The following is a 13,181-nucleotide window of genomic DNA, read 5'->3' as shown; positions in this document are numbered from 1 at the left end:
CACGCGTGATGACGGGGCTGTCAGGGAGGGGCGATCAGGCATAGACACGGTCGGACAGCGGCGTGGACTCCAGCCGTGCGATCAGGTCCGTGAGCAACCTGTCCTCGGCGCGATTGCGGATCGTTTCGGGGTGCCAGACCAGATAGACATCCACTTCGGGCAGGTCCTCGAACGGGGGGACCTGCCACAGCAACTCGTCGCGCAGGTCACGGGCCACCACATGTTTGGGCAATGGGCCGATGCCGAGCCCGGCCATGATCATGCGGCGCACCTCTTCGAGGTTCTCCGACACGCCGGTCACCTGGGACGCCAGTGCGGCGCGGGCGCGCAGCAGGGTCACATCCTGCAGCGCGTCTTGCAGCCGGTCGTTGTCGAACACCACCGCCGCGTGACCTTTGAGGTCATCCAGCGTCAGGTCGCGGCGACCAAACAGCGGATGGCGCGGGCCGCAAAACAGCGCAAATGTCTCGCGATAAACGGGGATGTAGCGCAGGTTCGGATCCTGTTCGCGCACCAGGGCGAGGGCAAAGCTCACCCGTTTGGCCGCCACCGCAGAGATCGCATCGCCGCTGGTGATCACGTCGATGGCAAGGCTCGCCTTTGGGTGGTCGGCATAGAAATCGCCGATGACCGCATCAAACAGCGGACACAGCACATGGCTGGCCACGGCAATGCGCACATGGCCGCTGATTTCTGGCGTTACCGTGCGCATCAGGGTCGCCAGCCGCAGGATGGAGCCGTTGATGTTCACCGCCTCGCGATAGAGCAACGCGCCAGCCTCGGTGAGGGTGAACCGCCCCGGCGAGCGATCAATCAGGCGCTGGCCCAGCTGGTCCTCCAGCTTCTTCAGGGCGACCGAAACCGTGGGCTGTTTTAGCCGCAACCGCTCTGCCGCCTCGGTGATGGAGCCGCTCTCTGCCAGCACCACAAAGGTGCGCAACAGGTTCCAGTTCATCTCTCGGGTGAGACGCTCGGGGTCGATGTGAGGCGGCGCGGAGGTGGAGGGGGGCTGCGTCATCTTCTTTGAAAACAATGCCTTATTGCGAGGGGCTGGCCTTGGCCTGTGTGGGTGAACGGATGTGTAATCCTCACTTTATTATGAAAATCTATGGCGGGTTAATCAATTATCTATTTGATCTATTCCAGATCCCTCCGCAAATTTCACGGAAGATCAACGTGGCGACACGGCCCCTCCGCAGAAGCGGCACCAGCCGACAGAGGGGCCATCCGGTTGCGCGTTGCACTGACAACAGGGAACGGAGATTTTCATGCGTAAGTCACTTTGGACCACCGCCGCCACGGCGGCTGCTTTCACCCTGTCGCTTGGCGCGGCGGAGGCGGCCGACATGCGGCTCAAACTCGCGGGCGTCGTCCCGGTCGAACATTTCGGCAATGACATCCTGAAACAGATCGAAGCCGATATCGAAGGCGCCGATGTGGGCCTTTCGGTGACGCTGTTCGAGGCCGGGCAGCTTGGCTCCGGCGAAGAGCTGTTCGAGGACGCCGCGCGCGGCAACGTCGATCTGGTGCATTCCGTCATCTATGCCCACCGTGACCCGGTGCTGGAGATCAACTCCTTGCCCTATCTGGTGTCGAGCTTTGACGAGATGGAGAATATCTATCTCAACAAGGATAGCGCCTTTAACGAGATCTTCGGCGAACGGCTTGAAGGGCTGGGGCTGAAGCTGCTGGCCAACGCACCCGAAGGGTTTATCGGCGTGGTTGCGGAAACCCTGCCCGAAAACGCAACCACCGTGGGCGACAAGGGCGTCAACATCCGCGTCTGGTCCAGTCAGGTGATCAAGAACACCGTGGAGGCCATGGGCTTCAACGCCACCACGATGAACTGGGGCGAGGTATTCCCGGCGATCCAGTCCGGCGTTGTGGATGGCGCGATCTGCTGCACCGCGCAGCTGGCCTACAGCGCCTTTGCGACCTCGGATGTGGGCAAGTATTTCATCCCCTATGGCGCGGTGGTCGAGAACACCACCTATTACGCCTCCATGGAGACATGGGAAGAGATGAACGACGAACAGCGCGCCGCCGTACAGGCCGCGTTTGACAAGGCCGCGCAGAGCTATTTTGCCGAGGCCAAGGCCAATGAAGCGGGCTACATCGATAAGCTCAAGGAGACCGGCTACGAGGTGGTCGAGGTCTCTGACGCCGAGCGCAGCGCCATTGCCGAGACCGTGCGCAAGGACGTTTGGCCGGGGATTGCAGAGATTGTCGGTCAGGATGTGATCGACCGCCTGATGGCCCCCAGCAACTGATCCCAATGATCTGACAGCGCGCAGGCCCCGGCATCCGGGGCCTGTCCTTGATCTCCAGACGGTGACTGCATCATGAAAGACCTGAGCCGGGATTTGCCGCCCGGGCTGGCCAAGCTGGTCCGCATCCTTTTGCGGCTGCAAACGATCTACGTGTGCTTTGGCTGTATCGCCATGGCGCTGACCTTCTTCCTCGTGGTGGTGTTCCGATATGGCTTTAACGCCGATCTGTTCGCCTATGAGGAATGGCTGCTGATCATCTGTTTCTGGCTCTATTTCATCGCCGCCGCCATTGGCACCTGGGAGGGCGTGCATGTGAACGCCGATCTGCTGGATTTCGTGATCCTTGATCCCGTTAAACGGCGCGCACGGGCGATCCTGATCACCGGGATCGAGCTTTTGGTGACCTTGGTGCTGTTTTACTGGTCCACGGTGATGATGATCGAGGAAATCGGCGATTATCCCCGCTATCAGACCACGATTGCCCTGCAAATTCCGTTCTTTGTGCCGCGCGCGGCGATCTTTTTCGGCTTTGGCCTGATGGGGGTCTACAGCGCGCTGCGGCTTTACGTTTTCCTGAAGCTTCCGGCGGCGCGCTTTGCCGTGCCCGCCGATCGCGACCCTGCTGCAGGAGCCTGACCCCATGATTATCCTCGGCAGTCTTTTGATCCTGTGTGTGCTGCTCCTGATTGGTGTAAGCGTGCCTTTGTCGTTCGGCGGCGTGCTGGTTTTTATCGGCGTCTTTGGCGGTCATGACGTGACCGGGTTCCTGCCCACCGGCCATTGGAAGATGAACTCCATCGTGCTGCTTGCGATCCCGCTGTTCATTCTCGCCGGTGCCATCATGGAGCGGGGGCGGATCGCTGCGCCGCTGGTCTCGGTGGCGGAGCTTCTGGTGGGGCGCATCCACGGGGGCCTTAGCGCGGCGGCGGTGTTCGCCAGCGGTATTTTTGGCTCGATCTCGGGGTCTGCGGCGGCGACGCTCACCTGCATCGGGTCGATCATGATGCCGCATCTCAAGGCCGCGAATTACCCGCGCGGCCCGGCGGCGGCGCTGATTGTGGCGGCCTGTCCGCTGGGGCTGCTGATCCCGCCGTCCTCGTCGCAGATCCTTTATGCGTGGGTTGCGCAGCAATCGGTGCTCAAGTGTTTCCTCTCGACCGTGGTGCCGGGGCTGATCCTGATTACGCTTCTGTGCATCGTGAACTATGTGCTGATGCGCAAGGCGGACCTGAAACTCTTGGAACGCCCCGCAAGCTACCCGCAGGAATTTGTGCGGCGCGGCGGGCGGGCCTTTCCGGCGCTGCTGATGCCGATCATCATCCTGGGCGGTATCTACGGCGGCATCATGACCCCGACCGAGGCCGCAGGGGTGGCGGTGATCTATGCCATTCCCGTCGGCCTGTTCATCTATCGCGGCCTTACGCCCCAGAACATCTGGCCGACCCTGCGCTATGCGGGCACCACCATTGGCGTGGTGATGCTGATGGTCTTTGTGGTGGTGATCGTCAGCCGCTTTCTGGTGTTCGAAGACATCCCCGGCATGGCCAAGGATCTGATCTTTTCGATCTCGGACAACCCGATCGTGATCCTGCTGATGGTCAACCTGGTGATGATCCTCATCGGCATGTTGATGGATGATATCTCGGGTCTGTTGCTGTCGGCGCCGCTCTTGTTGCCTATCGTGCAAAGCGTCGGCATGGACCCGGTGCATTTTGCCGCTGTCCTTGGCGTCAATCTCGGCATGGCCAATATCACGCCGCCCACCGCGCCGCTGTTGTATCTCGGCGCAAAGGTCACCGACACGCCCGTGAGCGAGATGCTGAAGCCCACCTTCATCATGATCGCATTTGCGTGGTTGCCGACGCTGCTGATCACCACCTTTGTGCCAGACGTGGCGCTGTGGCTGCCCAATTTTGTCTTTGGCTAAGGCCGCAAGGAGACCGACATGAAAGCGATCTATGATCCCCGCCAGCGCGCCCATAATCCCAGCCAGTTCATGGCCTATGGTGTGATGAAGCCAAACCCCGAACAGCCCGAACGCACCGAGATCCTGCGCAGCGGCGCCGAGGCGGCAGGCTGCACATTCACAGCGCCCGAGGACGCAGGCCTTGGCCCCATCGCGGCCCTGCATTCGCCGGAATACCTGACGTTTCTGCAAACGATCCATGCCCGCTGGTCCGAGATCGACGGCGCAGGCCCGGAGGTGATTTCTCATATCAAGCCGGGGGATCGCCGCGACAGCTATCCGCGGTCCGCGCTGGGGCAGGCGGGCTATCATCAGGCCGATACCTCCTGTCCGATCAATGCCGAGACTTGGGGCTCTGCTTATTGGTCGGCGCAGACCGCGATCAGTGCCGCCGATCTGGTCGCGGTTGGCGAACGCGCGGCCTATGCGCTCTGTCGCCCGCCGGGGCATCATGCCTTTGGCGATATGGCGGGGGGCTTTTGTTTTCTCAACAACTCCGGCATCGCCGCGCAGCTGTTGCGGGACCGGGGCCTCAGACCGGCAATTCTGGATGTGGACGTGCATCATGGCAATGGCACGCAGGGGCTGTTTTATGATCGCGACGATGTGCTGACACTCTCGATCCACGCCGACCCGGCAGATTTCTACCCCTTCTTCTGGGGCCACAGTTCTGAACGCGGCGAGGGCCGAGGGCGAGGCTACAACCTCAACCTGCCGCTGCCGCGTGGCACCGATGATGCGCCCTTCCTGGCCGCGCTCGACACCTGCCTCGACCGCGTTCGCGCTTTTGGCACCGACGTATTGGTCATTGCGCTGGGCCTTGATGCCTCCAAGGACGATCCGTTTCAGGGTTTTCAGGTCACCGGCGACGGGTTTTCGCGCATTGGCGAGGCGATTGCCCGCGCGGGCCTTCCGACGCTTTTTGTGCAGGAGGGCGGTTACATCTCCGACAGCCTCGGCCATAACCTCACCCGCGTGCTTGGCGGTTTTACCTCTGCCGCACGCTGAGATTTCCTTTAATCCTCAAACCATAAGAGACGACTATGAGCGATATCACCTACGCCCACACCACCCAACGCATGAGCCAGATCGTCACCCATGGCGACACCATCTACCTCGCTGGTCAGGTCGGCACCGCCGGGGCCAGCGTCACCCAGCAAACGCAGGATTGCCTTGATAAGGTCGACGCGCTGCTGGCCGAGGCGGGCTCCTCCAAGGAGCGCATCCTGCAAGCCACTATCTGGCTCGCGGATATGAGCGACTTTGCCGAGATGAACGCGGTCTGGGATGCCTGGGTCCCCGAAGGCCGTGCGCCCGCGCGGGCCTGTGGAGAATCCAAGCTCGCCACGCCCGAGTTCACCGTCGAGATCCTCGTTATCGCCGCCAAAGGCTGATTTCCGGGGGCCGTGGTCCCCTGCATGAAACACACCCCACGCCCGCGGCCTGCGGCGGGCGTGCGGGATACGCCTTGCCTACAGGAGCCCTCTCTCATGTCCGAAATTCTGGTTCTTGGTGGCGGCATGGTTGGGATTGCGACCGCCCTGGAGTTGCAGGCGCGGGGGCATGCGGTCACGGTTGTCGACCGCAAATCACCGGGGCAGGAGACCAGCTATGGCAATGCGGGGCTGATCCAGGCCGAGGCGGCAGAGCCCTACGCCATGCCCCGCGCGCTGCCCGAGATCCTCGACATCCTGCTGGGGCGCAGCAACGATGTGGTGTGGTCGCCGCGGGGTGTCCTCAGCCAACTGCCCGCGCTGTGGCAATACTACCGTTATTCCCATCCCCGGCGCCATCAGCTCCTGTCGCAACCTAACGCGCGGCTGATCCGCAGCGCCTGCGCCGATCACGACCGTTGGATCAGCCTTGCGGGCGCCGAGGATCTGATTGCGCGGGATGGCTATCTGTCGGTGTTTCAGGACCCGATCGCATTCGAGGCCATGGCGCGTGATCTCGACCGGCTGCAACAGCGCTACGGGATCGACGCGGTGCCACTCGACGGTGCCGAACTATGCAAGGCGGAGCCGGTGTTTCGCACCCCGCCCGCCGGCGCGATCCATTGGCGCGAGGTCTGGAGCTGCACTGCACCAGGTGAATTGGTCACCCGCTATGCGGAGCTGTTTCGTCGCCGGGGCGGCACCATCCACCTCGGTGATGCCAGCACGCTGCGTCGTGCGGGCCACGCCTGGGAGGTGCAGACCGACGCGGAGCGGGTGCGTGCGGAACATGCCGTCATCGCACTCGGACCTTGGACGCCGCCCCTGCTGGCGCAACTGGGCTACCGGGTGCGGATGATCATGAAACACGGCGCGCATCGCATGTATCCACAGGCCGCAACGCTGCGTCGCCCGGTGTTTGATGCCCGCCACGGGGTGGTGCTCTGCAGTATGAAGGGCGGCTTGCGGATGACCTGCGGTGTGGCGCTGGAGGCCTCGGGCCGAGTGCCGGATGTGCGCCAGCTCGACCGGGCCGCCAGCGGGCTTTCGGCCTATCTCGACCTCGGCGTGACCGAGGCTGGGCCGATCTGGCGCGGCACACGGCCCTTTCTGCCCGATATGCTGCCGATGGTCGGCGCTGCGCCCAGACATGACCGTCTCTGGTTCCATTTCGGGCATGGGCACCAGGGGTTCACCCTTGGGCCGACCACCGCGCGCCACCTGGGGGACATGCTGGACGGGGACGCCGATGAGGCCTGCGCGCCGCTGACGCCCGCCCATCGCCCCGCCATCATCTCCTAGGGTCCTGACCCTGGCCCGCGCCACAACCGGCCAGCGCGCGTCAGGCGCACCGCAGCGCACGTCGAGGCCCGCCGCCTGAGCCAGCCGGGCGACTCCGGCAGCGGTTATTGCAGCGGTGTGGCCAGCCAGCTGCGGAGGTCTTCGGTCATTTCCGCCAGCTGCATGCGTCCATTGACGCTTTTGTGGTACTCTAGCTGAATCGTCTCCCGCGCAAGAAGCGTGCGGCAGTCGTCAGGGCAGGGCTGGTGGCGCGACAGCAGATGGACCTCCCAGCAGGATCTGTGCTGGGCAATCATCGCCCGGAGCTTTTCGGTGATCTCGTCACAGAGAATGAACACGATCGGATCTCGCGTGCCGGGGCGCAGACTGTCGAGCGCCGAAATGATCTTGCCGTCTCGCTCCAGATCGCAGAGCACGATGAGTGCGTCCGCGCCCTGGTTGGCCAGCGAAATCGGGAGCAGGTCCCGCAAGGCGGAGGCTTCCCCGTCCTGCGCGCCGGTGTCCGTGGCGGCGGAGGCGGTGCGGCGCCGTTGCGTGTCCGCGTTCTCCGCCCGGAGCGGTTGCAGCCAGGTGGCAGGGCGTGGAATGGCATAGCGTGCAATGCCGTGTTGCTCGGCATAGGTCACAAGCCATTCTTCGGCGCTGTCGCCGGCCGTGTGATCGGCCATCTTCAGGTTCACTGTCCCGGTGTGAAAGCCACAGGAGCTGGTGGCGGGCACATGGATGCGACGGCGGCGCACCAGCGGATCCGTGGGGCGGAACCTGCTTTTTGCGCGTTTTATGTCGGCGGGCGATGCGGGATATTGCAGCAGGATGCCATCGACGCAGACGATCCCCTTGCCCTCGGTCTGGGCCAGTTCCTGCACCATCCGCAGGGCGTAATCGGTCGGGTAGAGATAGTCGTCGCTGCAGGCCAGGTAGATCGCGTTGTCGATGTGGTCGAGCCCCCAGAACCGGCCCGCGTCGCCGGGCTGGATCGGATCTTCGCACAGGACACAGGTGACCTTGTCCATGCGGTGCAGATACTCCGGCACCTCCTTGACGCCATGGAGATGGACAAACAGACCGTCCACCTGCGGCAGCAGCGAGGTCACCGTGGCCCGCAGCGCGGCATCGTTCTCCACCGAGGTCGACAGCCCCGCATAGAGTCCCGTGGTTGCCGGCAGCTGCTCCGCGACGCTGTCCAGAATGCGTCTGGTGTAGCTGCGGCTGTCCTGCGCCCGCTCCAGGCAGGTCCTGAAGAGATAAGCACCACTGGCGCCAAAGCGCTCCGCCTTCTGATAGCCAAGGGGCCACAGCAGCTGTTCGATCCGGTTCAGTTCCTCACGACAGCTGGCCTCGGCGACGATCAGCGGCTTGCACCGCTCAATGGTCGACAGCCCCCCCTCCAGCACCCGGTCGCCCTGTCCCCGGACATCGACCTTCAGGAGATCGACATGACGGGCCTGTATCAGCGCATCCAGTGTGGAAATCTCCACGCTGCCCTGATCCGTTTCCTCCACGCGGGCGAACCCGAGGTTGCTGGCGGTGAGATCGACGATATGCCCACGCCCGGCTGAGCGCCCCAGCGCCAGCTGGTGGCGTTCGATCTGATCTTCCAAACCATTGAGCGCGACATTCTTTTCAAGAATATCAAACGCATCCGGGACCGGCTCGATGCTGATGACCTGCGCATCCAGCACCCGGCCAAAAAACAGGGTGTGGTTGCCGATGTTGGCGCCGACGTCGACCACCGTCGGCGTTTCCGGCAGGCGCGCACAAAGCGCGATCAGCAGCTCTTCCTCATGGAAGCGCCCCGTCTCGCGGACGAATTTTTGCATCTGGTCGACCTCGGACGGGAGATAGATCGGGATATCGTGACCAAAGGCCTTGAGCGTCTTGACGTGACGCGTGGCAGTGCTGGCAAGGGGCATGGGAGGGATCTGCGAACTGTTGTGAGGAGCGCTGCGGTTGGTCACGGGCATCTGCTAGTCCTTTGCGACCGGAAAGGTCACGATCCCCGTGCCACCGATACCGCCGAGACATTGCTCCAGACCCACCGTCAGTTTCGCGGTTTGCTCGATCACCTGCGCGGCGACCTCGTTCCGGCTGAGCAGGGTGCAGAAGTGGAACCCGGTCTGCGACAGGTATTCGGAGATCGCAGGCAGGGCGACAACGGCGAATGTGCCTTCGTTCTCCTCGGCGCGCGCATCCACGATCACCACGTCAAAGGGCGCGGTCTCGGAGAGCGCCGCGCAGGACGGGAACAGGCAGTCCTGATTGTTGAACTGCACCTTGGACTTGGGCGCGGCGAGGATCTCGACCGTGCGGTCCAGCCCGAGCAGCGCAAGCCGCGCCCGAAGCGCCTGTTCGTCCCGGGGGCCCGCCATCAGGCAGGTCACGGAGGCCTCCGCGGCCAGCGCCACCACAAGCGTCGCCGTGTCGGGCGCGCCGATGTAGAGCACGCGCCCGGCGTGCCGGCTGATGATCCGAGACAGCGACAACAGTTGCAGCGGGGTTGTCCCGCTGTCCGCTGTCACGGCCAGCGCGGAGAGAAGGTCGGGATGCTGCGTCCCCAGTTGACGGGCGGCCTGGGGGTGCCAGACCTGAGCGGGGTCGATGGACGGAACTTCGGACAATGTGATGTCTCCGGACACTGAACTGATGGGGGGGGCAGAGTCTGCGGGGGGCGCTGGCAGAGGCGAGCGCGGTTGATACAGCGGCAGCGGTGGCTTGGCATGGATCTCGAGCGCGTTTGTGTGCTGCAGCTTCGAGGTCAGGGCATTGAGCTTGGGGGTGCTGTTGTGGAGCGACAGCGGGTTGGTCATCGTGTAGCGATAGGCGAGTTTCGGAATGAACTTGTAGTTCCGCGTCTGATCCAGAACCGGCATGGCAAGGGCCACGTCACAGGCGCCCATATACCAGTCCCCCTTGCCATCCTTGTAATAGCTCTCGGGGATGTTCTCCAGCAAGACACTGCGAAAGCTGAAGAAATGGCTGGTGCACCAACGCTGTTTCCGTGGCGAGCACGTGGGGTCCAGGTCGCTGTTCTGCCCTTGTTGACCACTGTCGGTAAAAAAGTTGGTCCAGACCACATCCTTGCCAGCAGCATAATGCGCGGCCATTTCCCGGAGGATGTTTGAATCGGCAAGCTGGTCGTCCGCATCCAGGATTGCGATGAAATCGAACCCCGCCGCCAGGGGGCGCAGATGGGCCCAGATGTTCTGCGATTTCCCAAGCCGCGCCGGATTGTGCACATAGGTGTGCCGTGCGGGAAAGAGTTCGGTCAGATAGTGTTGGGCGATCTCGCCTGTCTGGTCTTCGGAACCGTCATCGACATAGAGCACGTGAACGTCCTCATGGGTCTGCCGGGCAACGCTCCGAATGGCCTCTGCGGCGTAGATCTCGCAATTTCGTGCCGGCATGAAGACCAGGCAGTTGTTTTTATGACTTGATGCCGAATCCAGCATGACAATCCCGACAAGCTTCACACCGTTCTGGTGCTGATGATGGCCTGCCGCGCGTCACAGCTCATGATCGTGCTCTGCGGGCATTGAGCAAGATCTATCACCCATTTGGTTAAAACTTTCCCAAAGATCCGGCGCAAGAACAGCAGGACTCGTGTTTTTGCGCTTGTGTATTGCAGCCCGCCGCGGCGGCGTCCGCGTGCCGGAGGTGACGCCACAGGCCGGGGGCGGGGCGTGGCGCGGAGAGCTCCGCGCCACCTTGCAAGTGCGGCTTGTGTCTGCCGCTTTGGTTTGCTGCGGGATCAGGCCCGCAGGCGTTCGCCTTTGGGGTCAAACGGTGGCTCGGCCAGGATCTCCGCCCGATGGGGGCGACCCAATACCATGACCTCGACCGTATCGCCGGGGGCGGCGCCCTTCACAAATCCAAGGGCAAGCGACATGCCGACCGTATAGCCATAGGTGCCCGAGGTGACCCGTCCGATGCCCTGGCCATCCTTGAAGATCGGCTCGCCACCGGTGGCATCTGCGTTGGAGGCGGTCACATCCGCCTCCTCAAGCCGCAACAGCACCAGGGTTTCGCGGGCCTCCTGGGCCATGGCCGCTGCGGCGGCGTCCTTGTTGAGGAATGCCTTGTCCATCTTGCACAGCCGGTCGAGGCCAACCTCCTGCGGATAGTATTCGGGAGAGTATTCCCGGCTCCAGGAGCCATAGCCCTTCTCGATGCGCATCGACATCAGGGCCCGCCCTCCGACAGGGCCCGCGCCGACGGTGCGGCCGGCGTCGATCAACGCCATATAAAGCTTTTGCTGATCTTCTGTGGCGCAGTGCAACTCCCAGCCGAGGTCCCCGGTGAAAGACACCCGCAGCGCCAGCACATTGATCCCCTCCAACATCAGGCGCTTGCTGCGCATGAAGGGGAAGTCGGACGTGTCCAGCGACTCGTTGGTCATGCGTTGGAGCATTTCGCGCGACTTGGGACCGGCCACGTTAAAGCCGCAGACCGACTGGGTCATGCTCTCAAAGGACGTGCCCTCGGGCAGGGGCACCGCGCCAAAGAACCGCTTGTGATAGCGTTCCGCCATGCCGGAGCCGATGATCCAGAACTCGTCCTCGGCGGTGCGGGTGACGGTGAAATCGCCGGCAATGCCGCCGCGTTTTGAAATCAGCGGCGTCAGGCACGACCGGCCCACGGATTTGGGCATGGTGTTGGCAAAGACCGCGTTGAGCCAGGCTTCGGCGCCGGGGCCTTTGCAGAGGTATTTGGCAAAGTTCGAGATGTCGATGATGCCGGCGCGCTCGCGCAGCATCTTGCATTCCGCGCCCACCGGTTCCCACCAGTTCTGCCGGGTGAAGCCATTGGTGTCCTCGGTGCCGGGCTGATCGGCAAACCACAAGGGATGCTCCCACCCGGCGTTGAGGCCAAAGACCGCGCCCATCTCGCGCTGCATCTCGTAGATCGGGCGGGTGCGGGCCGGGCGGCCGGCGCTGCGTTCCTCGTTCGGAAAGTGGATGGCAAACCGGTGCGCATATTGATCCTGCACGCGGGCCTTGGTGAACTCCTTGGTGGCCCAGTCGTCAAACCGCGCCACGTCCCAGGCGAACATGTCGTATTGGGTCTCGCCCTCGATCATCCATTGCGCCGCCATCAGCCCCATGCCGCCGGATTGCGAGAAGCCGGGAATGATGCCGTTGCAGCAGAAATAGCCCTGCAGTTCCGGCACCGGGCCGAACAACACGTTGGAATCCGGCGACCAGATCATCGGCCCGTTGATGACCCGCTTGATGCCCGCTTCGCCGACCAGCGGCAGGCGCTCGATGGCGTTCATCATGTTTTCCTCGATGCGCTCCAGATCATCGGGGAACAGGTCATGGGCAAAATCGAGCGGCGTGCCCTCTTCGGCCCAGAATTTCATGTTGCGCTCATAGGCGCCGACCAGCAGCCCGTGGCCTTCCTGACGCAGGTAGTATTCGCCGTCACGGTCCGACACCGAGGGCAGGCGGCGGTCCATGTCGGCGACTTCCTTGATGGTCTCGGTGACGAAATACTGGTGCTCGGTGGGCTGCAAGGGCAGATCCAGACCGGCCAGTTTGGCAACTTCGCGCCCCCAGAGCCCGGCGGCGTTGACCACCCAGCCGGTGCGGATATCGCCCTTGGGCGTCCTCACGATCCAGCTGCCGTCTTCCTGCTGCTCGGTGGCGGTGACCGGGGTGAAGCGATGGATCTCGGCGCCGCGTTGGCGGGCGCCGGTGGCATAGGCTTGGGTCACGCCCGAGGGGTCGACGTTGCCGCCATCGGGTTCATACATCACGCAGCGGATGCCGTCGTAGTTCACCAGCGGATTGAGTTCCTGCGCCTCTTCGATGGAGATTTCGTAGAAGTTCATGCCGTAGAGCTTGGCCTTGGCGGCCTGCAGGCGCAGCTGGTGCTCGCGCGCTTCGGTCTGCGCCAGGTAGAGCGAGCCGGGCTGAAACACGCCGCAGCCCTGGCCGGTTTCCGCTTCCAGCTCTTTATACAGCGTCATGGTGTAGTGCTGGATGCGGGAGATATTGGTGCTGTCGTGCAGGCCGTGGATATTGGCCGCCGCATGCCAGGTGGAGCCGGAGGTCAGCTCGTCCCGCTCCAGGAGGACCACGTCGGACCAGCCGAGCTTGGTCAGGTGGTAGAGGATCGAGCATCCGATGACCCCGCCGCCGATCACGACGGCTTTGGCTTCTGTACGCATGATATTGGTGCTTTCGCTTTGCTGGTGGTGAAGGTTGGGTT

The 13,181-nt window shown here is 63.2% G+C and carries 10 protein-coding genes; 6 read left to right on the top strand and 4 right to left on the bottom strand.

The genetic code is table 11. From position 1 onward, the window contains the following. Nucleotides 1-34: 34 nt before the first annotated feature. Entirely contained in the window at nucleotides 35-1,018 is a 984-nt protein-coding gene (locus MHM88_RS20605) for a LysR family transcriptional regulator (protein ID WP_239368676.1), read from the bottom strand. Nucleotides 1,019-1,268: 250 nt separating this feature from the next. Here MHM88_RS20605 and dctP point away from each other — a divergent pair, with 250 nt between their 5' ends. From dctP to MHM88_RS20575, 6 genes are all read left to right on the top strand, one after another. Continuing rightward, nucleotides 1,269-2,270: a TRAP transporter substrate-binding protein DctP gene (dctP, locus tag MHM88_RS20600; protein ID WP_239368674.1), complete on the top strand. Its 1,002-nt coding sequence runs from the start codon at nucleotides 1,269-1,271 to the stop codon at nucleotides 2,268-2,270. Between the two features lie 72 nt (nucleotides 2,271-2,342). Then, nucleotides 2,343-2,906: a TRAP transporter small permease gene (locus MHM88_RS20595; RefSeq protein ID WP_239368672.1), complete on the top strand. Its 564-nt coding sequence runs from the start codon at nucleotides 2,343-2,345 to the stop codon at nucleotides 2,904-2,906. A gap of 4 nt (nucleotides 2,907-2,910) precedes the next feature. Beyond that, nucleotides 2,911-4,197: a TRAP transporter large permease gene (locus tag MHM88_RS20590; protein ID WP_239368670.1), complete on the top strand. Its 1,287-nt coding sequence runs from the start codon at nucleotides 2,911-2,913 to the stop codon at nucleotides 4,195-4,197. Between the two features lie 18 nt (nucleotides 4,198-4,215). After that, a complete protein-coding gene (locus MHM88_RS20585; RefSeq protein WP_239368668.1) occupies nucleotides 4,216-5,244 on the top strand; it encodes a histone deacetylase family protein in 1,029 nt (342 codons plus the stop codon). A 35-nt stretch (nucleotides 5,245-5,279) separates the two neighbouring features. Further along, on the top strand, nucleotides 5,280-5,630 hold the full coding sequence (locus tag MHM88_RS20580) for a RidA family protein (protein ID WP_239368666.1): 351 nt from the start codon (nucleotides 5,280-5,282) through the stop codon (nucleotides 5,628-5,630). A 96-nt stretch (nucleotides 5,631-5,726) separates the two neighbouring features. Then, complete coding sequence (locus MHM88_RS20575; protein WP_239368664.1) at nucleotides 5,727-6,971, top strand: FAD-binding oxidoreductase; 1,245 nt, start codon at nucleotides 5,727-5,729, stop codon at nucleotides 6,969-6,971. Between the two features lie 104 nt (nucleotides 6,972-7,075). Here MHM88_RS20575 and MHM88_RS20570 read toward each other — a convergent pair whose 3' ends face one another. The 3 genes from MHM88_RS20570 to MHM88_RS20560 form a co-directional block, all read right to left on the bottom strand. Next, nucleotides 7,076-8,884 carry an FkbM family methyltransferase gene (locus tag MHM88_RS20570; protein WP_239368663.1) on the bottom strand — a complete coding sequence of 603 codons (1,809 nt, stop codon included), beginning with the start codon at nucleotides 8,882-8,884 and terminating at the stop codon, nucleotides 7,076-7,078. 54 nt (nucleotides 8,885-8,938) lie between these two features. Continuing rightward, nucleotides 8,939-10,375, bottom strand: coding sequence for a glycosyltransferase family 2 protein (locus tag MHM88_RS20565; protein WP_239368661.1), 1,437 nt, complete (start codon nucleotides 10,373-10,375; stop codon nucleotides 8,939-8,941). A gap of 344 nt (nucleotides 10,376-10,719) precedes the next feature. Further along, entirely contained in the window at nucleotides 10,720-13,140 is a 2,421-nt protein-coding gene (locus MHM88_RS20560) for an FAD-dependent oxidoreductase (protein ID WP_239368659.1), read from the bottom strand. Between the last annotated feature and the right edge of the window lie 41 nt (nucleotides 13,141-13,181).

The organism is Epibacterium sp. MM17-32 (assembly GCF_022348205.1).
Classification (GTDB): Bacteria; Pseudomonadota; Alphaproteobacteria; order Rhodobacterales; family Rhodobacteraceae; genus Epibacterium.
The sequence above is the reverse complement of the archived record's forward strand: the minus strand, read 5'-3'. Positions and strand labels throughout refer to the sequence as shown.